General features: G+C 44.6%; 27 protein-coding genes and 6 pseudogenes. 16 read left to right on the forward strand and 17 right to left on the reverse strand.

Going from position 1 to position 26,920, the window contains the following annotated elements; translation table 11 throughout:
* Positions 1–32: 32 nt before the first annotated feature.
* The 5 genes and pseudogenes from A5N84_RS07855 (at position 33) to argG (ending at position 4,862) form a co-directional block, all read left to right on the forward strand.
* The gene (locus A5N84_RS07855) at positions 33–932 is read left to right on the forward strand and encodes a metal ABC transporter substrate-binding protein (protein WP_072281931.1); all 900 of its coding nucleotides are present in this window, start codon (positions 33–35) and stop codon (positions 930–932) included.
* A pseudogene (locus A5N84_RS13500) lies at positions 933–1,789 on the forward strand (metal ABC transporter ATP-binding protein).
* A complete protein-coding gene (locus A5N84_RS07865) occupies positions 1,786–2,643 on the forward strand; it encodes a metal ABC transporter permease (RefSeq protein ID WP_072281932.1) in 858 nt (285 codons plus the stop codon). The pseudogene A5N84_RS13500 and the gene A5N84_RS07865 overlap by 4 nt, the downstream one beginning before the upstream one ends.
* Positions 2,640–3,500 (forward strand): metal ABC transporter permease, encoded by an 861-nt coding sequence (locus tag A5N84_RS07870; protein WP_072281933.1) that lies wholly within the window; start codon positions 2,640–2,642, stop codon positions 3,498–3,500. Before A5N84_RS07865 ends, A5N84_RS07870 begins: the two co-directional genes overlap by 4 nt.
* Positions 3,501–3,528: 28 nt before the next feature.
* A pseudogene (gene argG, locus A5N84_RS07875) lies at positions 3,529–4,862 on the forward strand (argininosuccinate synthase).
* A 68-nt stretch (positions 4,863–4,930) separates the two neighbouring features.
* Here the strand turns inward: argG and A5N84_RS10315 are convergent.
* The 3 genes and pseudogenes from A5N84_RS10315 to A5N84_RS13510 all read right to left on the reverse strand — a co-directional run bounded on the left by A5N84_RS10315 (position 4,931) and on the right by A5N84_RS13510 (position 7,990).
* Positions 4,931–5,155 (reverse strand): transferrin-binding protein-like solute binding protein, encoded by a 225-nt coding sequence (locus A5N84_RS10315; RefSeq protein WP_072281934.1) that lies wholly within the window; start codon positions 5,153–5,155, stop codon positions 4,931–4,933.
* Positions 5,156–5,334: 179 nt separating this feature from the next.
* A pseudogene (clpA, locus tag A5N84_RS13505) lies at positions 5,335–7,639 on the reverse strand (ATP-dependent Clp protease ATP-binding subunit ClpA).
* Positions 7,640–7,676: 37 nt separating this feature from the next.
* A pseudogene (locus A5N84_RS13510) lies at positions 7,677–7,990 on the reverse strand (ATP-dependent Clp protease adaptor ClpS).
* Between the two features lie 188 nt (positions 7,991–8,178).
* On the opposite strand from A5N84_RS13510, the gene A5N84_RS07895 reads away from it, so the two are divergent.
* From A5N84_RS07895 to pyrC, 4 genes are read left to right on the forward strand one after another with little or no spacing between them, the layout of a single operon-like run.
* On the forward strand, positions 8,179–8,673 hold the full coding sequence (locus A5N84_RS07895) for a M61 family metallopeptidase (RefSeq protein WP_072281935.1): 495 nt from the start codon (positions 8,179–8,181) through the stop codon (positions 8,671–8,673).
* 35 nt (positions 8,674–8,708) lie between these two features.
* On the forward strand, positions 8,709–9,899 hold the full coding sequence (locus A5N84_RS07900) for a M61 family metallopeptidase (RefSeq protein ID WP_233120064.1): 1,191 nt from the start codon (positions 8,709–8,711) through the stop codon (positions 9,897–9,899).
* A 39-nt stretch (positions 9,900–9,938) separates the two neighbouring features.
* Positions 9,939–10,121, forward strand: a complete 183-nt coding sequence (locus A5N84_RS07905) for a hypothetical protein (protein ID WP_072281937.1) — start codon at positions 9,939–9,941, stop codon at positions 10,119–10,121.
* Positions 10,122–10,134: 13 nt separating this feature from the next.
* Complete coding sequence (gene pyrC / locus A5N84_RS07910) at positions 10,135–11,163, forward strand: dihydroorotase (RefSeq protein ID WP_072281938.1); 1,029 nt, start codon at positions 10,135–10,137, stop codon at positions 11,161–11,163.
* Here the strand turns inward: pyrC and A5N84_RS07915 are convergent.
* The 14 genes and pseudogenes from A5N84_RS07915 to ccmC all read right to left on the reverse strand — a co-directional run bounded on the left by A5N84_RS07915 (position 11,160) and on the right by ccmC (position 18,835).
* On the reverse strand, positions 11,160–11,423 hold the full coding sequence (locus A5N84_RS07915) for a heme exporter protein CcmB (RefSeq protein ID WP_072281939.1): 264 nt from the start codon (positions 11,421–11,423) through the stop codon (positions 11,160–11,162). The genes pyrC and A5N84_RS07915 overlap by 4 nt on opposite strands.
* A 165-nt stretch (positions 11,424–11,588) precedes the next feature.
* Positions 11,589–11,822 carry a heme exporter protein CcmB gene (locus tag A5N84_RS07920; RefSeq protein ID WP_072281940.1) on the reverse strand — a complete coding sequence of 78 codons (234 nt, stop codon included), beginning with the start codon at positions 11,820–11,822 and terminating at the stop codon, positions 11,589–11,591.
* Positions 11,815–12,426: a heme ABC exporter ATP-binding protein CcmA gene (gene ccmA / locus A5N84_RS07925; protein ID WP_072281941.1), complete on the reverse strand. Its 612-nt coding sequence runs from the start codon at positions 12,424–12,426 to the stop codon at positions 11,815–11,817. The genes A5N84_RS07920 and ccmA overlap by 8 nt, the downstream gene beginning before the upstream one ends.
* Positions 12,413–13,348 carry a tetratricopeptide repeat protein gene (locus tag A5N84_RS13660; RefSeq protein ID WP_456300052.1) on the reverse strand — a complete coding sequence of 312 codons (936 nt, stop codon included), beginning with the start codon at positions 13,346–13,348 and terminating at the stop codon, positions 12,413–12,415. The genes ccmA and A5N84_RS13660 overlap by 14 nt, the downstream gene beginning before the upstream one ends.
* Positions 13,349–13,397: 49 nt before the next feature.
* Complete coding sequence (locus A5N84_RS07935) at positions 13,398–13,631, reverse strand: hypothetical protein (RefSeq protein ID WP_072281943.1); 234 nt, start codon at positions 13,629–13,631, stop codon at positions 13,398–13,400.
* The gene (locus A5N84_RS07940; RefSeq protein WP_072281944.1) at positions 13,628–14,089 is read right to left on the reverse strand and encodes a cytochrome c-type biogenesis protein; all 462 of its coding nucleotides are present in this window, start codon (positions 14,087–14,089) and stop codon (positions 13,628–13,630) included. Before A5N84_RS07940 ends, A5N84_RS07935 begins: the two co-directional genes overlap by 4 nt.
* A complete protein-coding gene (locus A5N84_RS07945; protein WP_078055668.1) occupies positions 14,086–14,697 on the reverse strand; it encodes a nitroreductase family protein in 612 nt (203 codons plus the stop codon). The genes A5N84_RS07940 and A5N84_RS07945 overlap by 4 nt, the downstream gene beginning before the upstream one ends.
* A gap of 19 nt (positions 14,698–14,716) precedes the next feature.
* Positions 14,717–14,833: pseudogene (locus A5N84_RS13515) on the reverse strand (oxygen-insensitive NADPH nitroreductase); the annotation flags it as partial.
* Positions 14,834–14,836: 3 nt separating this feature from the next.
* Entirely contained in the window at positions 14,837–15,379 is a 543-nt protein-coding gene (locus A5N84_RS07950; RefSeq protein WP_072281945.1) for a DsbE family thiol:disulfide interchange protein, read from the reverse strand.
* The gene (locus A5N84_RS07955) at positions 15,376–17,145 is read right to left on the reverse strand and encodes a heme lyase CcmF/NrfE family subunit (RefSeq protein WP_332882166.1); all 1,770 of its coding nucleotides are present in this window, start codon (positions 17,143–17,145) and stop codon (positions 15,376–15,378) included. The genes A5N84_RS07950 and A5N84_RS07955 overlap by 4 nt, the downstream gene beginning before the upstream one ends.
* A complete protein-coding gene (locus A5N84_RS12090; RefSeq protein ID WP_233120046.1) occupies positions 17,037–17,339 on the reverse strand; it encodes a hypothetical protein in 303 nt (100 codons plus the stop codon). Before A5N84_RS12090 ends, A5N84_RS07955 begins: the two co-directional genes overlap by 109 nt.
* Positions 17,336–17,812, reverse strand: a complete 477-nt coding sequence (gene ccmE, locus A5N84_RS07960; protein WP_072281946.1) for a cytochrome c maturation protein CcmE — start codon at positions 17,810–17,812, stop codon at positions 17,336–17,338. Before ccmE ends, A5N84_RS12090 begins: the two co-directional genes overlap by 4 nt.
* A 163-nt stretch (positions 17,813–17,975) precedes the next feature.
* Positions 17,976–18,038: pseudogene (ccmD, locus tag A5N84_RS13520) on the reverse strand (heme exporter protein CcmD); the annotation flags it as partial.
* Between the two features lie 50 nt (positions 18,039–18,088).
* Positions 18,089–18,835: a heme ABC transporter permease CcmC gene (gene ccmC / locus A5N84_RS07970; RefSeq protein ID WP_198923877.1), complete on the reverse strand. Its 747-nt coding sequence runs from the start codon at positions 18,833–18,835 to the stop codon at positions 18,089–18,091.
* A gap of 230 nt (positions 18,836–19,065) precedes the next feature.
* On the opposite strand from ccmC, the gene A5N84_RS07975 reads away from it, so the two are divergent.
* From A5N84_RS07975 to typA, 7 genes are all read left to right on the forward strand, one after another.
* Positions 19,066–20,388, forward strand: a complete 1,323-nt coding sequence (locus A5N84_RS07975; protein ID WP_072282012.1) for an imelysin family protein — start codon at positions 19,066–19,068, stop codon at positions 20,386–20,388.
* Positions 20,389–20,404: 16 nt separating this feature from the next.
* Positions 20,405–20,593: a hypothetical protein gene (locus A5N84_RS10935; RefSeq protein WP_198923891.1), complete on the forward strand. Its 189-nt coding sequence runs from the start codon at positions 20,405–20,407 to the stop codon at positions 20,591–20,593.
* The gene (locus A5N84_RS07980) at positions 20,529–21,749 is read left to right on the forward strand and encodes a di-heme oxidoredictase family protein (protein WP_233120066.1); all 1,221 of its coding nucleotides are present in this window, start codon (positions 20,529–20,531) and stop codon (positions 21,747–21,749) included. The genes A5N84_RS10935 and A5N84_RS07980 overlap by 65 nt, the downstream gene beginning before the upstream one ends.
* Positions 21,750–22,781: a hypothetical protein gene (locus tag A5N84_RS07985; RefSeq protein WP_072281949.1), complete on the forward strand. Its 1,032-nt coding sequence runs from the start codon at positions 21,750–21,752 to the stop codon at positions 22,779–22,781.
* 4 nt (positions 22,782–22,785) lie between these two features.
* A complete protein-coding gene (locus A5N84_RS07990; protein WP_198923878.1) occupies positions 22,786–23,562 on the forward strand; it encodes a sterol desaturase family protein in 777 nt (258 codons plus the stop codon).
* 144 nt (positions 23,563–23,706) lie between these two features.
* Positions 23,707–24,870 (forward strand): cytochrome-c peroxidase, encoded by a 1,164-nt coding sequence (locus A5N84_RS07995; protein ID WP_198923879.1) that lies wholly within the window; start codon positions 23,707–23,709, stop codon positions 24,868–24,870.
* Between the two features lie 121 nt (positions 24,871–24,991).
* The gene (gene typA / locus A5N84_RS08000) at positions 24,992–26,821 is read left to right on the forward strand and encodes a translational GTPase TypA (RefSeq protein WP_072281950.1); all 1,830 of its coding nucleotides are present in this window, start codon (positions 24,992–24,994) and stop codon (positions 26,819–26,821) included.
* Positions 26,822–26,920: the final 99 nt, after the last annotated feature.

A 26,920-nucleotide genomic window follows, 5' to 3' on the forward strand; every position in this document is an offset into this window, starting at 1 on the left:
CGTTCCTTTAAAGTTATACATTTGGAGTAAAAATGAAAAAAATATGGTTACAAAGTGCGGTATTAGCGTTGGGTTGTGTATGGTCAATGCAACAAACTTGGGCGGCGGATAAATTTAAAGTTGTTACAACGTTTACTGTCATTGCAGATATTGCACAAAATGTTGCTGGTGAGGCAGCGGAGGTGGTTTCAATTACTAAACCAGGGGCAGAAATTCATGATTATGAACCAACGCCTAAAGATTTGGTAAAAGCGCAAGATGCAGATTTGGTATTGTGGAATGGTTTGAACTTAGAGCGTTGGTTTGAAAAGTTTTTTGCTAATGTGAAAGAGGTTCCTGTTGCAGTTGTAACAAAGGGGATTGAGCCTATTTCTATTTATGGTGGGGAGTATGATGGCAAGCCCAATCCTCATGCGTGGATGTCGGTTAATAATGCTTTGATTTATGTCGATAATATCCGTGATGCGTTGGTTGCTCATGATAAAGAGCATAGTGAAATTTATCGCCAAAATGCTCAGGCGTATAAAGAAAAATTAGCGTCTATGCAAGAGAAAATTGTTCAAGCTTTATCTGATATTCCCGAAGAAAAGCGTTGGTTGGTTACAAGTGAAGGAGCCTTTAGCTACTTAGCGCGTGATATGGGCTTTAAAGAGGCGTATTTGTGGCCAATTAATGCCGAACAACAAGGCACGCCACAGCAAGTTAAGGCGCTCATTGATTTGATGCGCACGAATAATATCGGTGTGGTGTTTAGTGAGAGTACGGTTTCTGATAAGCCTGCTAAACAGGTAGCAAAAGAGACAGGGGCGCATTATGGTGGGGTGTTGTATGTGGATTCTTTATCACAAGCAGATGGCCCTGTGCCAACCTATTTAGATTTGCTTAATGTTACAACGCAAACAATTTTGCAAGCCTTTAAGGATGCTCAATAGATGATTTCCCTGACGGTGTCGGATGTGGGAGTTACTTATCCCAATGGGCATCAGGCGATTTATGAGGTGTCGTTTGCGCTTGAGGCGGGTATGACGTGCGCGTTGGTGGGCGCAAACGGCAGTGGAAAATCTACTTTATTTAATGCCATCATGGGGATAGTAAAGCCTCAGTCAGGAGAAGTGCGGATTAATGGGCTGAAGGTTGCTTCGGCATTAAAGCAAAATGCGATTGCCTATGTACCGCAAACAGAGCAAATTGATTGGCATTTCCCTATTTTAGTCAAAGATGTGGTGATGCTTGGGCGCTATGGGTATATGAATTTTATGCGCCGTCCTCGGGCAAGTGATGAGGAAAAAGTCTGGGCGGCGATGCAACGATTGGGAATTGCAGCGCTGGCTAATCGGCAGATTGGGGAGCTTTCTGGTGGGCAAAAAAAACGCGTGTTTTTAGCACGTGCGCTAGCGCAAGAAAGTCGAGTGATTTTATTGGATGAACCTTTACAGGCGTGGATATTAAAACAGAGCAGGCGGTGATGGATTTGCTGGTTTCTTTGCGCGCTGAGGGTTATTTAATGTTGGTTTCTTCACATAATTTAGGCGCAATTGCGCAATATTGTAATCAGGTGGTGTTGCTTAATCGGACTGTGATTGCAAGTGGCGCGACGCAGGCAGTTTATACGCGTGAGAATTTAGAAAAAACTTTTGGTGGATTATTGAAGAATTTTAGTGTGGTTAATAAACAAGCACCAGATGATTTGCTCACGATTATAACGGATGATGAACATCCAGTGGTGTTTTGTCGTGAAGGGCGCTTATCCAGTTTGTATTGTTCGCACAAAGATTGTGATTGCAGATGATGGCGCTACTTGTTGAACCTTTTTTATACGACTACATGATAAAAGCGCTGGTGGTGGCGGCTTTTGTGGGCAGTGTTTGTGCGCTGTTGTCGGTTTTTTTAATGTTAAAAGGGTGGTCTTTAATTGGCGATGCGTTGTCACATTCGGTCGTCCCTGGCGTTGCAGTGGCTTATATTTTAGGTTGGCCTTATGCTGTCGGGGCGTTTATTACAGGGATTTTGGCGACTATGGCGATACTTTTATTGCGCCAACTTTGTTTTTTGCGCCAAGATGCGATTATTGGATTGGTTTTTACGTCTTTTTTTGCGTTGGGTTTGTTAATAATTTCGCTCTTTCCAACTTCTATTAGTTTGCAAGCGGTTATTTATGGCAATATTTTAGCGATTGCTGAGCGCGATTTTCAGCAGATGTTGGGGATTTTGCTGTTGGCGTTGCTGGTGATTATCTTTAAATGGCGAGATTTAATGTTGCTGTTTTTTGACCAAATACAAGCGGTTGCAAGTGGTGTGTCGGTTAGATGGTTGCAGGTGTTATTTTTTATGTTGGTGAGCGCGGCGGTGGTAGCGGCTTTGCAGGTGGTTGGCGCAATTTTGGTTGTAGCGCTTTTAATTACACCAGGGGCGACGGCTTTTTTGTTGGCAAAACGCTTTGGTGTGGTGCTTTTTATTGCTTTGAGTATTGGATTATTCAGTAGCGTATTAGGCGTTTATCTGAGCTATTTTATGGATGCGGTAACGGGGACGGTCATTGTATTACTGCAGGCGCTGGTGTTTATGTTGGCGTTTGTATTTGCACCAGAAAAAGGTTTGCTGGTGCGGATGCGTAAAGCAACTTTGGCTAAGCGGTTGTTATGAAACTAGCATTGTATGATTTTTTTATTGCGCCTTTTCAATATGGGTTTATGCAGCAGGCTTTGTGGGTTGGTATCGTTGTAGCCATCACTTGTGCGTTATTGTCTTGTTTTATGGTATTAAAAGGTTGGGCGCTGATGAGCGATGCGGTCTCTCATGCGTTTTTACCAGGAGTGGTGTTTGCGTCATATTTTCAATTGCCGTTGATTGTAGGGGCATTTTTTGCAGGAATTTTATGTGTGTTTACAACCAGATGGTTGGAAAAAAGTACTCCACTAAAATCTGATACCGTGCTGGGAATTGTATTTTCTTCAATGTTCGCACTTGGGGTGTTGCTGTATACCAAAATAGAAAGCGAGCAACATTTGATGCATATTTTATTTGGTAATTTGCTGGGAATAGAGGCTTTACAGCGCTACCAAGTCTATGGTTTAGCTTGTGTGGTGAGCGTGGTGTTGATGGTGAAGCGTAGAGATTTGATGCTGGTGGTTTTTGATGCAACGCATGCGAAGGTGGCGGGATTGTCTGTTAGAGGATTGCATGGGTTGTTGTTGATATTGCTGGCTTTTACCGCGATTGTTGCTTTGCAGGCGGTGGGGGCGGTATTGGTTATTTCAATGCTAATTGCTCCAGGGGTGGGGGCGCAGTTGGTGTGTCGGCAGTTTGATTATTTATTGTTAGTGGCGGTTGTTTCGTCTGTAACGGCGACAATTATAGGCATTTTGCTAAGCTTTCATGCCAATGCTTCAATTAGTGCTTGCATTGTATTGATGCAAAGTCTAACCTTTTTACTCTTGTTTATTTATCGCAAGACGTATCAATATTATCACCAGTTATTTTGGCGCAAAGAGCGCAAATAATTTTTTGGAGGGCACATGTCAAAAGCAAATGCAACTATTTTGCAAACGTTTACCCAAAGGAGAAAAAGTGGGGATTGCTTTTTCTGGCGGCTTGGATACATCAGCGGCGCTGTTATGGATGAAGCAAAAAGGTGCATTGCCCTATGCTTATACGGCTAATCTTGGACAGCCTGATGAGGAAGATTACAACGCTATCCCTAAAAAAGCGCATGAGTATGGCGCGACTTTGGCGCGTTTAATCGATTGTCGGGCTCAGCTGGTAAATGAAGGGATTGCCGCGATTCAGTGTGCGGCATTTCATGTTAGTACAGGTGGTGTGGCATATTTTAATACGACACCGTTGGGGCGCGCGGTTACTGGCACAATGTTGGTTGCAGCGATGCAAGAAGATGGTGTGAATATTTGGGGCGATGGCAGTACTTACAAAGGCAATGATATTGAACGCTTTTATCGCTATGGTTTGCTCACTAATCCTAAATTGCGCATTTATAAACCTTGGTTAGATGAGGCGTTTATTGATGAGCTGGGCGGACGTGAGGAGATGAGCGCATTTTTAATTGCCAATGGTTTTGATTATAAAATGTCAAGTGAAAAAGCCTACTCAACCGATTCAAATATGCTAGGGGCGACACACGAAGCCAAACATTTGGAATATTTAGAAACCTCACACAAAATTGTTCATCCAATTATGGGGGTGCGCTACTGGGATGAGTCGGTAAAAATTGATAAAGAAGAAGTGCGCGTGCGTTTTGAAGAAGGAGTGCCAACGGCGATTAATGGTGAATCGTTTGCTAGCTTGGTTAAGCTGATGGAAAAGGCCAATGAAATTGCTGGGCGACATGGTTTAGGCATGAGCGACCAAATTGAAAATCGGATTATTGAAGCCAAATCACGCGGAATTTATGAAGCTCCTGGCATGGCATTATTGTATATCGCCTATGACCGCTTGGTTACAGGCATTCATAATGAGGATACGATTGAACAATATCGCATCAATGGTTTGCGCTTAGGAAGGCTCCTTTATCAAGGACGCTGGTTTGATTCTCAGGCGTTAATGTTGCGTGAAAGTTCGCAACGTTGGGTGGCTAAAGCAATTACTGGTGAGGTTGTATTAGAATTGCGCCGTGGGAATGATTACAGCATTTTAAATACACAATCCCCTAATTTGACTTATCAGCCGAGCGCTTGAGCATGGAAAAAGTTCAAGGCGCGTTTACGCCGACAGACCGTATTGGTCAGCTCACAATGCGCAATTTAGATATTATTGATTCGCGCGAAAAATTAGGGATTTATGCTAAAAGCGGTGCATTGCTACAGGAAGAGAATGCATTGTTGCAAAAATTATCGTCTCAAGAAGATTAGCGCCTATTAGCGCCATTGTGCTGTAGTGCTAATAGATAGATAAGGCAACCTATGCGGTTGCCTTTTTATTAGGGCATATTAGGGAAAGGAATATTAGCAGACGGTGCGGAATTTTGTTTATGGGCTTGTTCTTTTAAATAATCTTCTGCAATCGCTGTTTGCTGTGCGCCAAAGACACCTCGCCAGCTGTCCCGATGACTTATAAAAGCCCCGCCAATTTCCCGCGCTTCATTGCCATAAAAAGAGGCGATAAATTGCGCGGGATTTTGGTGATTATAACGGCGTTGGTGCAATTAACGCGTAATGAAACCATGTATTTTATTGAGCCAGCTTAGGTATAAAAAAGCCGTGAAATGTGTTCACGGCTTTTGATAGGTTGCATTTGACTTATCCTAAAAACGATTAACTTTCAAACTGATTTGCAATGTTAAAGAGGCTTTTTTGTCTGAAGGTTGCGTTTTTTCTTGAGCTATTAATCATTAGTCGGCAGTAGGTTGTTTTGCGGGGTGTCTTGAGTTTGATAGGTTAAAACCAATTTATCATCTTTAACCTCAATGAGTACATGCCCACCCTTGTCTGCCAAAGCGCCAAAGAGCAATTGCTCGGCAAGAGGTTGTTTGATGTGTTGTTGAATGAGCCTTGCCATGGGACGTGCACCCATTTTGGGGTCATAACCATTGTCGCTAAGCCATGTTCTGGCTTGTGGGCTTAGGCTGATGGTAACGTTTTTATCTTCTAATTGTTGCTCCAATTCAATGATAAATTTATCCACTACATGGGCAATGGTGCGCTCATCTAATGGCGAGAAGGCGATAATGGCATCTAAGCGGTTACGAAACTCTGGCGTAAAATAGCGCTTAATGGCGTTATCGGATTGCATTTTGGCAGCATCTTTGCTGTGAGCTTTAGCAAAACCGATACGGTTTTTATCCATTTCAAAAGCGCCAATATTACTGGTGAGCACGATGATAAGGTTGCGACAGTTAATTTCGCGCCCGTTGGCATCAGTGAGTTTTCCGTTGTCCATTACTTGTAGAAGAACGTTCATAATATCTGGATGAGCTTTTTCGATTTCATCTAAAAGCAATACGGCGTGTGGGTATTTGAGGATTTTTTCGCTTAATAAGCCTGTTTGTTCAAAGCCAACGTAACCTGGAGGTGCGCCAATTAATCTGGAAACGCTATGAGCTTCCATATATTCAGACATATCAAAGCGCAATAATTCAATTCCTAAAACGTGCGCTAATTGGCGACATACTTCGGTTTTGCCTACACCAGTTGGTCCTGTAAATAAAAATGAGCCGATAGGTTTTCGATTATCACGCAATCCAGCGCGCGCTAATTTTATGGCAGAACTTAGCGTTGCAATGGCTTCATCTTGCCCAAATACGACGGTTTGCAAATCGCGTTCTAGTGTTTTGAGTAGATTTTTATCATCTAGCGAGACGCTTTTTTCTGGAATACGTGCCACGCGCGCCACTAACTGCTCAATCATCAAAGCATCGATGACGTTTTGTTGCTTATTTTTTGGTAGGAAATTTAGACGCGCGCCTGCCTCATCCATTAAATCAATGGCTTTATCAGGTAGCGTCGGTCATTGATATAGCGATTAGATAAATTTACCGCAGCGCTAATGGATTCATCTAGATAGGTTGTGTTGTGGAACTGCTCATAGCGAGTTTTCAGTCCTTGTAAAATGGCAATGCTGTCTTCAATGCTGGGTTCGAGAATATCAATTTTTTGAAAACGACGGCTAAGCGCATGGTCTTTTTCAAAAATTTGTCGATATTCATTATCCGTTGTTGCGCCAATGCATCTTAATTCACCGCTTGAAAGCGCGGGTTTGATGAGATTAGAGGCGTCCATAGTGCTTCCTGTAGTTGCGCCTGCGCCGATAATTGTATGAATTTCATCAATAAATAAAATGGCATTGTTAACTTTTTTTGAGTTCTTTTAATAAAGCTTTTTAAGCGGTTTTCAAAATCACCACGGTATTTAGTGCCTGCTAGCAGGCTACCAATGTCTAAGCTAAAGATTTTTGCATTAGCTAAAATCTCTGGAACTTCGCCTTCAACAATCGCTTTGGCGAGTCCTTCTGCAATCGCTGTTTTGCCTACGCCTGCCTCGCCGACTAATAATGGATTGTTTTTGCGCCGACGGCAGAGGGTTTGCATGGCACGCTCAATTTCTTTTTCACGCCCAATAACAGGGTCAATTTGTCCATCGCGTGCTTTCTCGTTGAGATTAACGGTAAATTCTTTTATGGCAGATTTAGGCGCTGGTTTGGATTTTTCGCTATTTTCTGCGCTATCTTCTGAGGTTTCTTCGCTTGTGGCGCTGTGTTCGCTGGTTTTTCCATGTGAGATATAAGAAGTGAGTTCTAATCTTTCAATGCCCTGTTTTTTCAGAAAAAATGAGGCGTATGAATCCCGTTCAGTTAAAATGGCAACCAAAGCGGTTAGACAAGTAACCTCTGTTTTTCCTGAGTTGCGCACATGCAAAACCGCGCGCTGAATCATACGCTGGAACGCGACGGTAGGTTGAGTGCTGCGTTCGTTGTCTTCTTTATCAAACTTAGGAGAATGCTCATCAAGATAGCGGTTGAGGTTTTCTTGCAAAATCATCAAGTCGCCCCCTAAAGCGAGGATGGCATCGCTAACGCTGGGTTCATCTAATAAAGAGAGTAATAAATGCTCAAGCATTAAAAACTCATGACGGGCACTTTGGGCGTTACGCATGGCGCGGTCAATGGCTTGCTCTAAAGCGGTGGATAACATAGTTTTCTCCTAATTTAATGCCTAATTCTATCGATACCTAGTGCAAACGCAATACGCACATGAGTGGAAAATCATTCGCGCGAGCATGCTTTATCACTTGCGCTACACGAGTTTCGGCAATTTCTCGTGGGCAAATGGCACAAATAGCGCTGCCTTTTTCATGAATTTCTAACATTAGGCGGTGCGCGTCTTGATTGCTTTTATGAAAAAACGGATGAGCACATCAATGACAAAATCCATGGTCGTAAAATCATCATTGAGCATGAGGATTTCATACAAAGAGGGTTCATCTGGATGATTATCTGTGGTGAGAGGGGCTGGTTGTATGGGGCTAACGGGCAAGACTTTCATGGCTAATCCTTTTGGGTTAGGCGCTTAGATATGGGTTGATATGGTTTTATGTTTAGGCGCTGTTTATGGGGATGAAAAAAATTTTTACAAGTAGAGAAAAGCGTAAAGGTTCTATAAAATATGCGGATAAATTAGCATAATCTTGCTATTTTAATTGAATTTATTTAGCGCCATTAAAAGGATAATGTATGACGCAATCTCCTATTACTTATATTGTTGAACCGATGCAAGGTGGGCATCGTTATTTCGTTACTATGCGTTTTCGTTACAGTGGAGGGAAGTTGGTATTTGCCATTCCTACTTGGATACCAGGGAGTTATACTCGTAGGGATTTTTCTAAACATATTAGTAAGTTATCGCTTTATAGTGTGGATGGAAATTCTTTTGCGTTATCGATGCTTAATTTATCGCGCTGGCAGGTGCATTTGCCAGCAAAAACCCAAGACTATGAGCTAACTTATGAGGTTTATGCGCGGGATAAATCGGTGCGCGGATGTTATCTTGACCACGAACGTGGAATTTTTAATCCTTGCTGTGCTTGTCTTTATATTGAGCAAGAGATTCAGAGAGTTCATATTTTAGAATTTAATTTACAACAAAAGCATCAACATTGGGAGGTTAGTGGGGCGCAGGTGGTGGTGCAAAAAATGGTCCTTATTTATTTGATGATTATCATCATTTAATTGATACGCCCTTTATATTGGCGGAGCATTTTTTGGTGCGTCGTTTTGATGTCGCAGGCATTGAGCATGAAATTGTAATGAGTGGACAGGCACAACCTTTTGATGTGGCTCGCTTAACTGAGGATGTGCGCAAAGTGTGCGCGCAGGCGGTGGCGATGTTTGAGGGAGCTATGCCTAAGGCTGTGGGGGGGTATCGTTTTTTATTGCATTTAACTGAAAATGATTATGGTGGGCTGGAGCATCGTAGCTCAACCCTTTTAATGGCGCCAAGGCGCACTCTGCCCGCGCTCAATACACCGCAGACACGAGATTATGTGCAGTTGTTAGGGCTGTTTTCGCATGAATATTTTCATACGTGGAACGTGAAAGATTTAATCCCAATCGATTATCAGCCTTATGTGCTCTCGCAAGAACAGCCTACAGAGATGTTGTGGCTCTTTGAAGGGTTTACCGCCTTTTTTGATAATTGGCTGTTGTTGCAAAGTGGGGTGATTAGCATGCAAACATATTTGCAACTTTTAGAAAAAGATATTAGCGCCTATTGGCAACGGCGGGGGCGTTTGCAACAGACATTGGCGCTATCAAGTTATGAGGCTTGGACGAAGCTTTATAACGGGGGCGAAGATGCGGTTAATAGTTCGACGAATTATTATGTCCATGGGGCGTTGATGGCATTTTGTTTGGATATTTTTCTGCGCACGCATAGTCATGATAAATTAAGTCTTGCCGATATTATGTTGATTTTGTGGCAACAATTTGTAGAAGATGGGATTGGTTTGGATGAAGCGTCTTTCCGTAGGCGGGTAATTGAGTGGTTACCTGAAGAAAGTATTGATGATTTTCAGAAATTTTTAACGCAAGTATTGCATACCCATCATGCGTTACCTTTGCATTGGGCGTGTACGCAATTGGGGTTAGATTTGCAACAAATGGCAGCCCATCATCCGCATCTTAGCCTTAGTGAGGGCAATTCTCAGCAACGCAGTACATCCGATGCAGGATTTTCTTGGCGACAAGATGGAGCTATTTTAAAGGTGAGCCAGTTAGAGGCTCGTTCGTCTGCCGCATTGAGTGGGGTTGCGGTTGAAGATGAGATTGTGGCGGTCAATGGATTTAAAGCAAGCCAAGTAATGTTGTTTGATGTTTTAAAGCAGGGGCGGTGGGGGCGCAGGTGCGCTTGCATGTTTTTCGTGATGGGGTTTTGCATGAGTTTGAATTTGAATTAAACGCGCCTTCGCAAACTTTAGCGCATATTCAGGTTAAACATGATGCATCGCTTAAATGCGTTCAGCGCCGTGAGCGGTGGTTTAATCTATCTGCTGAATAAAAATATAGAGCTGCTATTTTGCATTGAACTTTATAAGGTTTTGAGATTTGCCAGTAAACAGCAAAATGAAGAGCAAATTTTTGTAAAGCAAAACCATATTAATCAAAAAGATATAACCTAAGGAGAAAAGGATAATGATGCTAACGCTGACTCGACCTGATGATTTTCATCTGCATTTGCGCGATGGGCAGGCGCTGGCGCGCACGGTAGGTGATGCACTTGGTCAATGTGCGCGGGCGTTGGTCATGCCCAACTTGGTGCCAGCGGTGGATACTTTGGAAGCGGTGAGCGCATACCGCCAGCGAATTTTAGCTCATGTTCCTAAAGGGGCTGATTTTACGCCATTGATGAGTTTGTATTTAAGCCAGACGCTTTCACCAGAGACGCTGTTGCATGCCAAAGCGCAGGGCGTATTGGCGGTTAAATGGTATCCCAAGGGTGCGACAACCAATTCAGCGCAAGGCGTGGCGCATTTAGAAGCGCTGGAGCCGATTTTATCTGTGATGCAAGAGGTGGGGTTAATTTTGCTCATTCATGGGGAGGTTACAGAGGCGCAGGTAGATATTTTTGCGCGCGAGAGTTGTTTTATTGAAGAGGTATTGATACCGCTAAGAGCAAAATTTCCAAGGCTAAAAATGGTGTTAGAGCATATTACAACCGCGCATGCGGTGGAATATGTGCGCTCACAAGAACGGAATTTGGCCGCGACAATCACAGCGCATCATTTGTTATTTAATCGCAATCAGTTGTTGGTCGGTGGTATTAAGCCACATTTTTATTGCTTGCCGATTTTAAAAAAAGAAGAAGACCGCTTGGCATTGGTGCAGGCAGCAGTGAGTGGGGATAGGCGTTTTTTTCTAGGAACAGATAGCGCACCACATGCGCGCTCAGCAAAAGAAAGTGCCTGTGGGTGTGCTGGGTGTTATACGGGTTATGCAACCATGGCATTTTATGCGCAGGTATTTGAGCGCGCTCAAGCATTGGATAAGCTCAATGATTTTGCTGCTAAATTTGGCGCTGAGTATTATGAATTGCCGTATAACCATGGCGAGTTGGTGTTAGAAAAGCGCGTATGGCAATTGCCTGAGACGTTGCCATTTGGCGATACGGTGTTAGTGCCGTTTTTAGCAGGTGAGCAGTGGCATTGGCAGGTGGTGGCTTAAGGTAGTGATTGCGCTTTAATGGCAAGGCTGGCAAAGGGGATAATGCTAATGCATGAGAATAAGGTTAATGCGGCTAAAAGAGCAATATGCCCATAAACAGGAAGTCCAAGCAGGCTATCGCGTGTGGCGCTAACGCCGATAATTAGAAGAGGCATAAATAACGGCATAACGATTAAAAATTTTAAAAAGCTGTTGTGCGTTTGGCTAAGGGTTAGCGCTGCGCCTAGCATGGCGATGAGTAAAAAGGCAAAAACTGCCAAGGCTTAGAAGCGCAATCATTAGCCCTAAAATAGACCATGGGATGTGCAGCAATATCATGAGTAAGGGAAGGCAGGCGAGTAAGGGGAGGATAAATCCTAACCATGCAGCGAGCAGTTTGGCAATGAGGCTTAGCCAGTAATCGCTTAAATGCAAGATGTCTTGGCTTAAGATGCATGATGATAATCATGGGTGAAAAAGCGTTCGCTGGCCAGTAGGGTGGCAAAGAGCAGCGCTATCCATAATGCTGGGGGGGTGATGTGTTGTAGGTTTTGATTGTCTACACCGCTGGCAATGGGAAAAAGGCAGACGGTTAGGAGAAAAAATAAAAGAGGCTGTAAAAGCGCTTGGGGGTTGCGCCAAGTGTTGAGCAGTTCGCGTTGTAATAGGGTGTTAAGCATGGGGGGTTAAATCCAAATATCGGATGGGGTGGTTGAGGGTGAAAGGCTGATGTGAGGTGAGGGCGATTGAACCGCCTTGGTGTAGGTGGTGTTCGCAGTGTTGGATGAGTCGGGCGATGGTGGGTTGGTCGAGCGCGGTAAAGGGTTCATCAAGTAGCCAAATAGGCGCTGGTTTAGGGGCGGGTAGCCAAAGGCGGGCAAGTTGACAACGGCGTTTTTGTCCTGCTGAGAGGTGGCGCGTTTGTTGATGTTGGTAGGGATGAAGCCCAACTTGATGGAGGGCATGGTCGAGAATTTGGGGAAGTGGTGGTTTGCTGGTTCTGGGGTGGTAGAGTTTGGCGAAGAGTTGCAGATTTTCGCGCACACTTAAAAGGGGATGGGTGCCTGCCTGATGTCCAAGATAAAGATGAGGGGCGTGGCGGTCGATGTGTCCACCTTGGGGGTGAAGGAGTCCTGCGAGTGTTTGTAGGAGGGTGGTTTTTCCGCTGCCGTTATTGCCACGAATATAAAGGAGTTCGCCTGCGTTGAGTTCAAGATTGAGATGGCGGAAGATGATTTTTTCTGCCCGTAAGGCGGTGAGGTTGTGGGCGTTAAGATGGCGCATGGGCTTTGAGTTCTAAACGCAGTGGGGCGGTGGTGGGGAGGGTGAGGGTTTGGCTTTGTTCTGCAGTAGTTTGTCCGTTGGCTTGTCCGTCTAGAGAAATGAGTGCGCGGATAGTGAGATGTTCATGGGCGCTTAAGCTTTGTCCTTGCATGCTGTCGCTATCGCTTAGGGTGAGGGTTTGTTGTACTTGGGGGGAAAGACGTTTGACGGCGATGGGCATTCGGCTATCAAGAGGGCTGGCGAGAACATAGAGTTGGCTTTGTGGTGTGAGGGTTTTAAGTAGGGCTGGGTCGATGCTAACGGTGATTGTGAGAGGGGTGTTGGTGGGTAAGGTGGGATTATTATTAGGGCTGGATTGAGCTAGGTTGTGATAGGTTTGTTGTGCGAGTGTGTAGAGTGGGTGGTTTTGCGGGAGGGTGTCTAGGAGTTGTTGCCAAAGCGTGAGGGCTTGCTCGGTTTGTTTGTTTTGTGTGTAGGCGCTAGCAAGAAGAATACCAGCGAGGTGGTTTTGTGAATCAAGGCGGTAGAGGCGCTCAAGGAGGGTTAGGATTTCTGGGTCTATGGGTTGTCCTTGTTGACTGAATAAGGTCATTTGTACGTAGTTTAAGGCAATATCGCTATCGTTGGGATTTTGGCGATAGAGAACGTGGTAGGCCTCGCGCGCGCCACGATAGTTGCCATATTCGCTTAGGCATTGGGCTAGGGTGTCGATTTGGCTGGGATTTTGGCGGTCGATGCGGTTTTGTAGGGCGAGGCAATAGGTGGCAAGTGCTTCGCGTGGAAGGTTTTGCGGGAGTTCATCAAGGTATTGACTGCGGATAAGGGCGTCGCTTAGGCGGTTGTCGAGTTGTTGCCATTGCCAAACAAGATAGCCTCCGCGATAGTACCATGCGGCGGTACTTAGTGTGAGGGTGATTAATATGAGTAAGGTGGTATGCGCTTTGGTAAGGCGTAAGAGGGGGCGGGCGGTTTTAGGGGTGAATTAGGGGTTGGAGTTCGTGATATAGGCGCGCTTCGAGTTCATCAAGGCGTTGGGTTTGTTGTGGGTCAAGTTGGGCGCGTTGTTGGTTAAAGCTGTGAATGAGGGCGCGAATTTCTTGTTGGTTTTCTTCTGGCGCGGTGGAGGTATTGGCTTTAGGGCGAGCGCTGATAAGCCATAAACTGAGGGGGGCGAGGAGGAGGGCAGTGCTGATGAGGAGGTTCATGATTTTTCGCTGTATTGCTGAATGAGGGTGTAGAGCTGTTGGCGTTCTTTAGGGCTTAGGCTTTGGCGATGTGTTTTATTGCGCCAGTTCAACCATAAAATCAGCGCTAGGAACATGATAATGATGGGGCTAAGCCATAAAGCCCAAGTGCTGGGTTTAAAGGGTGGGTCGTAGGTGATGAAATCACCATAGCGGTCTGTGAGATAGGTGGTGATGGCGTTGTTGCTTTCGCCTGCTTGTATTTGCTCAATGATGATTTGGCGCAGTTGGCGTGCAAGGGGTGCGTTAGATTCTGCAATGTTTTGATTTTGGCAGGTAGGACAGCGGATGATGGCAATAAGATGGTTGTATTGGTTGTGCTGCTCAGCTGTGGCGAAGCTGGGGGCGTCATCTAGTGCGGCGCTAAAGACACTAGGGAGAAAAAATAGGCTAAATAGTAGGATAAATAGGCGGTTCATTGATCTAGGAATCCTTGTGTTTTTAAGGTGATGTGAACGTCGGTATGTGGCTTTGCGCTGAGTTTTTGGTGCATTTGTTTGCGCCAGTTGTCTTGTCGCTGGTTGCTAGAGCATTTTTCATAGTAGGTGGCTAGGGTTTTGTCATAGGCATCAAGATGTTGGTTTTGAATTTGTAGGTCGCTACGATATTGGTTTTGGTGGTGGATTTCACCTTGTGGCAGTCGAGGTTTGGGGCTGCCTTTTTCGGCAGGATGGCCTAGGGCGACACCAAATAATGGGAAGGTGTAGCGAGGGAGGTGAAGGAGTTCAATTAGGCGCGCGGTGTCGTTGCGTAAAGAGCCAATGTAGCAACTGCCTAATCCTAGAGACTGCGCAGCTAGAACGAGATTTTGCGCTGCTAGGGTGGCGTCAATGGTGGCTGTGAGTAGGGTTTCGCTGTCTGCTATGGTGGCGCTGTAGTCGCTATCGCTTAGGTTGTGATGGCGGTTTAAATCTGCAATAAAAACAAATAAATGTGCGTTTTCTTCGACGTAGGCTTGTCCTGAGATTTGGCGCAGTTGTTGTTTTAAATGAGTATCTGTGATGCTGATGATGGAGTAGGCTTGCATGAGTTTTGGGGTGGGGGCTTTTTTGCGCGCACTGCAGCAGTAGCTCTAGCGTTTCGGTTGGGATGGATTGGTCGCTAAACCGACGAATAGAACGATGCTCTAGGATAAGGTCAATGGTGGGACTGGTTTTTTTCATAACTTAGTTTTGTAGTAGGGGAAGAAACTGGGTTTGCCAAACCTCAGGGGTGAGGACGCCTGCATAACGCAAGAGAATTTGTTGATTAGGGGCGATGAGGAAGGTTTCTGGCGCGCCGTAGACGCCTAAATCAGTAACAAGTTTTGCGTTATCGTCTTTTAAGATGAGGTGGTAGGGATTGCCGAGTTGGCGGAGAAATTCTTGCGCTTCTTGCTCTTCATTGGGATTATCTGCTGCCCAATTTAGCCCAACGATGTCAATTTGTTGTGCAAGTTGCATGAGATAGGGGTGCTCTTGATGGCAGGCAATGCACCAGCTACCCCAGACGTTGAGCAAAAAGGGTTTTTGAGGGAGGTCTTGGTTGGTGTGGGTGGTTTGTTGGTTGATATCAGGGAGTTCAAAACTAGGCAGGGGTTTGCCTGTTAGGATGGAGGGGAGCTCTTTGGGGTCGTTGTTTAGTCCTTTGGCAAAAAGAAAAATAATGAGCGCGAAGCTAAGGAGGATTAAGCTAGAAAATATCAATAATTTGCGATTTGTTGAGTTCATGATTTGTCCTTGCGATAACGTCTGTCTAAGCTTGCAATCATTCCGCCTAATGCCATAAGCACTGCGCCTAACCAAATCCAAATAATAAATGGTTTGTGTTGTACGCGAATTGCCCAATGGTCGTTATCTAGTGCCTCACCCATGGCGAGATAGAGGTCGTGGGTGGGGGTAACGAGGCGGGCAGATTCGGTCATGGGCATGGTGGCGGAGAAATAGGTGCGTTTGGCAGGTGTTAAGACGCTGAAGAAGCTGGGGTCGTCGGTTTTTCGAATGAGGAATTTGCCTTGTGTGGCTTGGTAGTTGGCGCCTGTGTGTTGTTCAAATCCTTGTAGGTGAATGTCGTAGTTGGCAATTTGAACGTTGCCACCACTTTGGATGCTGAGGTCTTGTTCGTTGCTGTAATAACCTGTGGCGATGATGGCATAAGTCATTAGGATGTAACCTAGGTGTGAAATAATCATACCTGTATCCGCGGCGCGTGTGTTTAAAGCGCGCATTCTGCGATGTTTAAAGCGAAAGAGATAATCGGTAAGGATGCCACTTAAAGCAAAGCTGGTGGCGAGTGTGGCTATTAATGTAGCGAGATGATAGCCCTTTGTTTGTGGGTGCGTTTGTGGATTAATGCCGTGTTTGGGGGCATAAAACATTAGTAACCATACGCTGATGGTTAATGTGAGGATAAAGAGGGTGTAGAGTTTGGGTTTGAGGTCGGTGAGTTTATGGCGTCGCCATTGTAGGAGTGGCCCAATACCAAGTGCGATAAGGCTAATGAGCGCTAGGGGAATTATAAGGCGGTTAAAATAGGGCGCACCAACAGAAATTTTGCCCAGTGAGAGGATGTCTGCGATAAGCGGATAGAGTGTGCCCACAAGTACGATAAGCCAAGCGCCTGAGAAGAGCCAGCTGTTGAGTAAAATACCACTTTCACGCGATAGGAGGGCATAGGGGCTTGGGCGACTTAGGCTACTGGCGCGTAAGATGAGCAAAAGAAGGGCAGGGAGTAAAATGGCGGTAAGAAGTCCTAAGATGAAGATACCGCGTGTGGGGTCGGAGGCGAACGCATGAACGGAAGTTAGGACGCCTGAGCGGACGAGGAAGGTGCCCACAAGACTTAAAGAGAAGGCAAGGATTGCAAGTAGTGCCGTCCATATCATAAATAATCCGCGTTTTTCACTCACGGCTAGAGAATGGATGAGCGCTGTGCCGATGAGCCATGGCATGAGTGAGGCATTTTCTACGGGGTCCCAAAACCACCAACCGCCCCATCCGAGTTCGTAATAAGCCCAGTAGCTTCCTAAGGCGATGCCTAGGGTGAGGGTGAGCCATGCTGCCAGTGTCCATGGGCGAGCGCGTTTTAGCCATAGGCTGTCGAGTCTACCTTGCCATAATCCTGCGACAACAAAAGCAAAAGCAACGGCAAAACCAACATATCCAGCGTAGAGCATGGGGGGATGAAAAATAAGCCCAGGGTCTTGTAGGAGGGGGTTTAGGTCTTTTCCGTCAAAAGGGAAGGGGATTTGGCGGGCAAATGGGTTGGAAGTTAGGCTGATAAATAAGACAAAGCCAAAGGAGATATACCCTAATATGGCAAGCACGCGCGCCAAAAAAGCATCTGGGAGTTGATGGCTTCTTAGGCTTACCGCCGCGCTCCATAGACTTAGGATGTAAAGCCATAATAATAATGAGCCTTCATGTCCGCCCCAAATGGCGCTAAGTCGGTAGTACCACGGCAGTAGGCTGTTGCTGTGACTGGCAACATAGTGCAGGCTGAAATCGTTGTATAAAAAGCATAGCCTAGGGCGCAGAGGCTTAGAGTGAGCAAAAGCGCTTGGGCAAGAGCTAGACGCTTGACTAGTGGGGCGATATTTTCAGGATAGGGCGTAAGCACAGGAAGAAGGAATTGTAAAAACGCAATGCCACCAGTGAGATTGAGTGCTAGGTGTCCGATTTCAGCGTTCATTGGCTGTCCTGTGTGGGGCTGTAGCGATTGGTTTGGTGATTGTAGCCAGAGCGTTGCATATCAGCAGCAACTTCGGGAGGCATGTAGTTTTCATCGTGTTTTGCAAGGATGCTATCAGCATAGAAGATGCCATCAGCGCTTAGTTTGCCTTTTGCAATAACGCCTTGTCCTTCTCTGAAGAGGTCGGGGAGAATGCCTGTATAACGAATGGTGAGCGCAGGATTTTGAAAATCAGTGATGGCAAATTCAACATTAAGGGTTTTGTCTTGGCGTTTTAGACTGTTGGTTTGCACCATTCCCCCAACGCGAATGCCTGCTTGTTCGGTTGGGATTTGCGCTTTGGCATAGCTTTCTAATGAGTAGTAATGGTTGAGGTCTTGTTGCATGGCAAAAAGAAGTAAACCAACTGCGATACTAAAGCCTGAAAAAATTAGAGTAATCAAAGCAAGACGTTTTTTTTTAGCAGGTTTCATAAGGTTTTTTTAAATGAAAGGGCGTTATTGTACAGGTTATGCTTAAAGGATGAAGAATTGGGCATTAACAGTCGCTCATGCTAGAAGGCGGTGTGAATTGTTGTTTGTAGGTTTTAAGTTGTTGGCTAAGGCGTTTATGTTGGCGGTAGGTGTGGATATGTAAAATAAGCATGCTGATTAGCACAATGGCGTAAGTGCTCCAAACAAAAACGCCATGTTTGCCCATGGCTAAAAAATCGCTAAAAAGTGTCAAATTGCATAGGGATACCTTGAAAATTAGGATTGTAGAACGCGAGTGATGCGCTGTTTTAGAATAAGAATTTGCATTTGTTTAAGGGTATGGGCGAAGAATAAAGCATAAAAAGCGCCAAGGATGAGCAGGAGCGGATAGAGCATGTCGCTGGTAATAGAAGGCGTGTCAAATTTAAATAAAGTAGCGCCTTGATGCAAAGAGTTCCACCAAACAACTGAATAATGAATGATGGGAATGTTAATTAATCCAATAATTGCCAGTATGGCGGCTAGGCGGTCGGCTTGGTCGTGCTCTTCAAGGCTTTCATGTAATAAGATATAAGCTAGATATAAAAATAATAAGATGAGTTCGGAGGTTAAGCGCGCATCCCATGCCCAATAAGTGCCCCAAGTGGGTTTGCCCCAAATGGCACCTGTTATAAGCGCTAAGGCGGTCAGTAAAGCCCCATAATTGGCGGCAGCGCGGGCAAAATAGGCAGCAAGTCGAATGCGCCAAACAAAAAACACAAAAGAAGCGATTGCCATCATGACGTAAATAGATAGGGAGAGTGCGGCGCTGGGGACGTGTAGATAGATAATGCGAAAACTATTGCCCATTTGATAATCAAGCGGAGCAAATGCTAATCCCCAAATAACGCCTATGCTAAGCATAAGCCAGCCTAATACTGTCAACCATGGTAGAAAAAAGCCAACTAAGCGGTCAAAGCCTTTGGGGCTACTGTATTGATGTGCCCATTTTTGTAGACGTTTCCACATTTTTTTGTAGTCCATTGCCTATTCATTGTGGGCGGCATTATAAAGTAATTGTAAAAAATATATAGGTTTTGCGCGATTATTTGGCGACAAGATAGGGATAAGGGGAATAGCTTATTGGGTGTTGGATTGTTTATTATTTTAAATTTATTGAGTTGGTTTTTATAGCTAAATCAGAATTGTTCCTATTTACTTTAATGGGCTTTGGTGATAACGTAGGCACTTTATTTGAAAATTTTGGAGACAATATGTTTAAACGGACTTTGTTGGCTAGTGCTATTGCTTTATTGGCGTACCCATTAAGTGCTAAGGAAGTTTCCCCTGAAGCTTTTTTAACAACTTATGCCGACCTTGCACAATTAAGCTATCAGCATAGTTTGGAAGATGCGAAAAAGATTCAAGCGGCAATTCATCAGTTTGTAGACAATCCAACGGAACAAACTTTTGAAGCGGCTAAACAGGCATGGCTTGATGGGCGTGATAGTTATAGTCGCTCTGAGGTGTTTCGCTTATCTGAAGGCCCAATTGATGCGGAAGAGGGCTGGGTTGCAGAGGCTTATGGTGCGCTAGAATCACACATTAATTCATGGCCTTTAGATGAAAATATGATTGACTATACAATTGATGCCGATGGCAATAAAACCAGCGGTAATATCATTGATTCTAAAGGGGAGTTTATACCCGCTGCGCTTGAGGATGAGCCAACAGCGGTTAATATAGATAATATTAATACCGATACAATTAGCGCGTTGAACTTGAATGGGGGTGAGGCGAATGTGGCGTCGGGCTATCATGCGATTGAGTTTTTGTTATGGGGGCAAGACCAAGATTATGACAATATGCTTGAGGATAAAATCACGCATGGGGCGATGGTTGCAGGACAACGTCCGTTAAGTGATTTTACAGAGGATGCTTATGCTAGTCGTCGTAAGGATTATTTGCGCGCTGCCGTGGATAAATTGGTAGAGGATTTAGCAACAGTTAATGGCGCTTGGGCATCAGCGATTAACGGGAATGAAGGTTTGTATCGTGCGGCGTTGCTAGGACAATTAGAGGGCGCTCAAGCTGAGAAAAATATTGCGCAAGATGAGGCGTTAAAGCAGATTTTGGCAGGGATGGGGGTATTTTTAAAATCAGAGTTGGCAAATGAGCGCATTGCTGTTGCAGTGTTAACGCCAAGTGAGGAGGATGAGCATTCTTGTTTTTCTGATAACACGCACCGCGATATTATTTCAAACTTTGAAGGCTTTAAAAATGTATTGTTTGGGCGCTATGAAGGTCAATCTATTGGGGTTGCGCCTTTTGATGTATTAAGCGATGCTGAACAAGCTGAGGTTTTAGCGTTAATTAAAGATATTGATGCGCGCGTTGATAAGATGAATCAATTGGCAACTACTAGCATGCATTTTGATTATCAAATTCATCCGTCTAATCAAGAAAGCGCACAAAATATTGTCACGATGAAAAATCAAATGCGTAAGTTGGCAGATAAGATGGTTTTGGTTGCAAAAGGCTTTGGCGTGAGTTTAACAGAAGAGGATGTAACCGACCCAGAAGAAACCAGCGTTTAATCAGTAAATGCGTGTAATGCGTAATCATTATGTGGCGGCATTGCTTTTGGTGATGTCGCCGCAACTTTTTTCACAGCAGTGGTTTACCCCTTCAACCAGTGAACACGCTTTGCATCAACCTTTCATGGCAAAAACAGATGATGAGCAGGATTTGGTGGTTTTGGGGCGGTCTTTTTTTTACAATTCCTTGGGTGGCCTCGCCTAGCGCAACCACCGCGCGGGATGGATTGGGCCCGTTGTTTAATGCCCATACCTGCAGCAGTTGTCATTTGGAAAATAGTTCTGCTGATTTTTCTGGGGTGGAGATGGAGAAATTTATACCGCCAGCCTCTTTGGTGGTGAAATTTGGTCAGCCAAGCGTGCATGCTCAGCGCACACAAGAGCAGATGTTAATACCTGACCCTATTTATGGGAGTCAACTCGCTATTTATAGCACTGGCAAGGTCAAACCTGAGGGGCAGGTGGTGGTTGATGTAAAGCGTCAAAGAGAAAAGTTTTCCGATGGGCAAGAAGTAGAGATGCATGCTTTTAATTTGCAATGGTCTGAGCTTAATTATGGTGCACTGGATGTCAATACAACTGCTGAATTGCGTCAAGCGCCTGCACTGGTAGGGTTGGGATTGGTGGCTCAATTGGAGGATGAGCAGATTTTGCGCTATGCCGACCCAGAGGATAGTGATGGGGATGGGATTAGTGGGCGGGCAAATTGGGTGTATGAACCGCTGGCGCAGGCAATACAATTGGGACGCTTTGGTTATAAGGCGTCTCAAGCCAATACGCTGATGCAAACAGCGGATGCGGCAGCGCATGATATGGGGTTAACCAATCCGTATTTTCCGCAAGAATTATGCACTAATGCGCAATATGAATGTCAACAAGCTCCCCGTGGAAGTGTGACAGCGTTGGGGGATTTGGATTTACCGCTTTTACGCTTACAAGCTATCGATGCTTATATCCGCCATTTTAAAGCACCTCAGGCACAACTATTGATTCCGCAGGCACAAGAGGGAAAGAGGCTCTTTAAACAGTTAGGCTGTAGCGGTTGCCATATTGAAAGTTATAAGCTTATGCAACAAACAATTGAGCCTTATAGTGATTTTTTATTACATGATATGGGAGAAGCGCTTGCAGGCAAACGAGCAGAATTTTTAGCCTCTCCTGAAGAATGGCGCACCACACCATTATGGGGATTATCCCAACGTGTGCGCACACAAAAACGATTTTTACATGATGGGCGCGCGAAAACGCTTGAAGAAGCCATTCTTTGGCATGGGGGCGAAGCAGCCAACGCTCAAGAGGCTTTTAAAAACTTACCTGCCTCACAAAGGCAAGCCATTATTACCTTTTTGGAGCATTTATAAATGAAATTATCCTATTTAAAACCGACTTTACTCACGCTGGCAATGTGCGCCTTTTCGCCGTTGGCTCAAGCACAAGATAATACAGTTGATTTTATCTATCACTTTGTATTGATTAACAATGGCGCCAAAAGCGCTCAGCAATGTAGTGAGTTTGCCAACACCTTAGAACACTCTCCTGATAAAGCGACTTTGCAACAAAGTTTTAGCGATTTGGTTCAAACGTGGAAAGCTGTGGAAACGACATATATGTTGGGCAGTGTGGCGGTTGAAACCATTGATTATCCACAGTTAATTGATGTCTTTCATCGTGGAAATGAAAAACTTGAGAAAGCGCTTGAGCGCGCATTAGCAGGGGATAAAGCGCCTGAAAAAGCGCTATACAAAAATAGTTATAAAAGCATCAATGCGTTGGAATATTTATTATTTGGTGTAGAACAACCCAGTGCTCGCCGTCAGCAGTTACTAACAACCATTACCGATAATCTATGCAACAAATTAGAATTAATCACGCAGGCTTATGTTGATAACGCTGATAAAGCGCTCAGCCATGGAAAAAATGGCAAAGGTGGACAATATGACAAAACCACCGCCTATCTTCTCAATAGTTTAGTTGAAAGCGTTTACAAAACAAGAGAATGGCGCGTTGGCGATGCAGCTGGATTATCGCGTAAGTATCAAGGCAATCCTGATCCACGCCGTCAAGAATATTATTTAAGCGGTGCTTCTTTGCCAGCAATTGAGGCGATTTTGAAAACGCATGAGCGCATGATTGGGGATGAGTTTCAACCTAATTTTGCCACCTATGCGCGAGAAAATGGCGCTCATGAAGCGCTTGAGCAAGCCCAGCAAGCGCTTATGCAAGCACAAAACGCATTAACTCAAATTCAGCAAACGCCTAAGGAAATGCAATTTGAACCTAAAACAATGCGCCCTTTGTTTGATGCGCTAGATGCCTTGCAAACCGCTTACTATAAACATCTGCTTAAATCTTTAGATGTTGTTGCTAAAATTCTAGACGCCGACGGCGATTAGAGACATGCAACACTTTCCATGGGAAGGACTGTTTAACGCCAAAGAGCGATTATTTTGGGGCTATTTGCTTAGTAGTGCATTGATTGCTTTGGCGTATTGGGGGTATCGTTATCGCAGCTTGCCTACAGCTCAGCGCTTAAAAGAGTATTGGTGGAGTGCGCAAGCGCGTTTGGATTATTGTTATTTTGTGCTGTCTTGGTGGATTAAAGTTGCCTTACTCGCCCCTATTATCATCTCTGCAAAAGTCATTGCGTTATGGGTTAATCAAATGCTTTCTCCATGGATTGCACCATTACAATGGGCGATAAGTTATGAATGGATTGTATTGGCTTATACGGTGAGTTTGTTTGTATTTGGAGACTTTACCCGTTATTGGTTACATCGCCTGTTACATACCAACCGCTACCTGTGGGCATTTCACAAAGTTCATCACAGCGCTGAAGCGCTGAATCCGATAACATTTTACCGCGTTCATCCTGTGGAAAATTTTCTCTTTGGCGTGCGTTATAGTCTAAGCGTTGGTTTGATAACGGGCGTATTTCTCACTTTATTTGGTGCACGATTTAATCTATACACCATTTTTGGGGTCAATGCCTTGTTGTTTGGTTTTTCGGTATTGGGTAGCCATCTGCGCCATTCACATATCCCTATTTCTTACGGATACATTTTAGAGCGCGTTTTCATCTCCCCCGCCAGCATCAAATTCATCACAGCGACCGCCATTATCATTACAACTACGGAGGCTACCTTGCGATTTGGGACACAATTTTTGGTAGTTTAAAAAGGAGCGACCAAATAGATAAACCATTAAATTTTGGACTAGGGCGCCAGCAAAGCCAATCCTACAACAGCGTTGTTAAACTCATTTACCAACCCTTTAAAGAGCTTAAGCGCAAAATCAAGCGCATGAACAAAGGAGAAAAACATGCATAACCCCCTTTCATTCTCAACAAAATTTGCATGGTTGTTTTGCATGATGTCATTGACCAGCCAAGCTGAGCCCTTAACTCAGGAACAAATCGGACAATTATTATTTTTTGATCCAACATTTTCTAATAATCGTGGACAATCTTGTAGCAGTTGCCATGACCCTGCAAGCGCATTTGTAGACACGCGCAAGACCAGCGCGAATGGGCAAGTATCGCTTGGAGATGATGGGCATTCTTTTGGCAATCGCAATGCGCCAACGATTAGCTACGCCGCCGCTATTCCAGAGTTTCATTACGACCCCTTATTAAAAGAGTATGTTGGTGGATTATTTTGGGATGGACGCGCGCGCACTTTAGCCGACCAAGCCGCAGGCCCACCGCTTAATCCGCTTGAAATGGGCATGTCAGATAAACGCGCTATTGTGCTAAGGCTCAAAGAAAACAGCTCATATCATTCCTTGTTGCCGCCTAAATACCAACAAAATCTCCATCTTGAAATCAGCGATAGCGATATTGAGCAGATTTATAGCAATATGACCGAAGCCATTGCAACTTTTGAGCGCAGTGCGTTTTTCTCTAGTTACGACAGCAAATACGATAAATTTTTGCGCGGTGAATATGAATTAACCCCATTGGAAGATTTGGGGCGTTCTTTATTTTTTTCAGAAAAAAATGTTAATTGCAGTACTTGCCACAGCCTTTATCCTGAAGATGACTCGCGAGAGACTTTTACCAACCATCAATACCGCAATATTGGTGTGCCTAGTAATCGCAACCTTATCGCGCACAACCGCTTAGCTAAAGAGTATGTTGATCAAGGATTATTAGACAATCCCGAAGTAAAAGACAAACGCTATGCAGGTAAATTTAGAAATCCCACCTTGCGCAACGTCGCGATAACCGCGCCTTATATGCATAACGGCGTTTTTAAAGACCTGCGCACAGTGATTGAATTCTATGACCACTACAACAATCCAGAGCGCCAAATTAACCCAGAAACAGGGCAAGCGTGGCAACCGCCTGAATACGCACAGACCGTTGATTTAAATGAACTCAAAGCACAGCCTTTAACAGAGCGCAAAATCGAGGCGCTTATTGCATTTCTACATCTTCTAACCGATGAACGCTACGAGCATTTATTGTCAGAAAAAACGCCCTAGGCGGATAAAATTCTAATTTTTAAAGCGCTAAGTGCTATAATCGCGCCCCTAAAAATTTGTAGCGCCCTTCGTGGCGCTTTTTTATAGCGCCATATGGCGCGCATCATTTGGAAAAAGAGTAATGACTGAACAAAATAATGACGTTAGTAAGTTGCGCAATATCGCCATCATCGCCCACGTTGACCACGGTAAAACAACCCTAGTAGACCAATTAATCCGCCAATCCGATACCTTAACTGAGCGCGCTGAGATAAGCGAGCGCATGATGGATTCTGGCGATTTAGAACGTGAGCGCGGGATTACCATTACCTCAAAAAATACCGCCATTCGTTGGAAAGATTATCAAATTAATATTGTTGACACGCCAGGACACGCCGATTTTGGCGGTGAGGTAGAGCGCGTATTGTCAATGGTTGATTGTGTGTTGCTCTTAGTCGATGCCATGGACGGGCCCATGCCACAAACGCGGTTTGTAACGCAAAAAGCATTTGAACAAGGGTTGCGCCCCATTGTTGTGATTAACAAAATTGACCGCCCAGGGGCACGTCCAGATTGGGTATTAGATGAAACTTTTGATTTATTTGACCGCTTAGGCGGCACTGATGAGCAATTGGATTTCCCAGTTGTTTATACCTCTGCTTTAAACGGCTATGCAGGCAATACAATGGAGGTGCGCGAAGGCGATATGACGGCGTTATTTGAGGCGATTATCCAACACGTTGAAGCGCCTAAAGTAGACCGCGAAGGGGCATTTCGTTTACAAGTCAGCTCACTAGATTATTCAAACTATACGGGCGTTATCGGCATTGGACGCGTTCAACGTGGACGCATTAGCACCAATACCGCCGTTAAAGTAGTCGATACAAAAGGCAATGTGCGCAATGGACGTGTGTTGCAGATTTTTAAATTTTTAGGGCTTGAAAAAGTAGAAGTTGATAGCGCAGCTGCTGGGGATATTATTTCTTTTACAGGCATTGACCCGCTCTTTATCTCAGACACTTTATGCGACCCAAATGAAGTTGAAGCCTTGCCAAACCTAAGCGTGGATGAGCCCACTATGAGCATGACTTTTCAAGTCAATAACTCTCCTTTTGCAGGACGTGAAGGCAAATTCGTTACCTCACGTCAAATCAAAGAGCGTTTAGATAGAGAGTTAATTCATAACGTTGCCCTAAGAGTAGAAGAAATGGATGACCCTGATAAATTTAAAGTATCAGGACGCGGTGAATTGCATTTGGCTGTACTGATTGAAACCATGCGCCGTGAAGGCTACGAACTTGGCGTCTCTCGTCCAGAGGTTATCTTTAAAGAAGTAGAGGGACAGACGCATGAGCCATTTGAATATGTGGTGTTAGATATTGAAGAACAACATCAAGGCGGTGTTATGGAGCGCATGGGTGAACGTAAAGGCGATTTGCGCAATATGACTCCAGATGGCAAAGGGCGCGTGCGCTTAGAATTTATTATTCCAACGCGTGGATTAATTGGTTTTCAAACAGAGTTTATGACCATCACCTCAGGCAGTGGTCTAAAATTCCAAGTTTTTGACCACTACGGGCCACTAAAAGCAGGATTAGGGAAAACTCGCCATAATGGGGTGTTGATTTCTATGGCAGAGGGGAAAGCGTTGGCGTATGCCTTGTTTAATTTACAAGATAGAGGACGTTTATTTATCGGGCATGGCGATGAAGTTTATGAAGGCATGATTGTCGGCATTCATAGTCGCGATAATGATTTGGTGGTTAATCCGCTTAAGGCGAAACAGCTCACTAATATCCGCGCGGCAGGAACCGATGAAAACTTGATTTTATCGCCCCCAATCCGCAATACCTTAGAGCAAGCACTAGAATTTATTGATGAAGATGAATTGGTTGAAGTAACGCCAAAATCAATTCGTTTGCGCAAAAAATTGCTTAAAGAAAATGAGCGCAAAAGAAGCAATAAAAAATAATTACTGGTGTTGGTAGATTAAAAAAAGCGCCTATTAAGGCGCTTTTTTTGTATTTTAGCGCTTATCTGTTTCATGTAGGCAAAGCTAAGAATAAGCTGC

Origin of the sequence: Rappaport israeli, from assembly GCF_001888055.1 — a bacterium.
GTDB lineage: Bacteria > Pseudomonadota > Gammaproteobacteria > Cardiobacteriales > Cardiobacteriaceae > Rappaport > Rappaport israeli.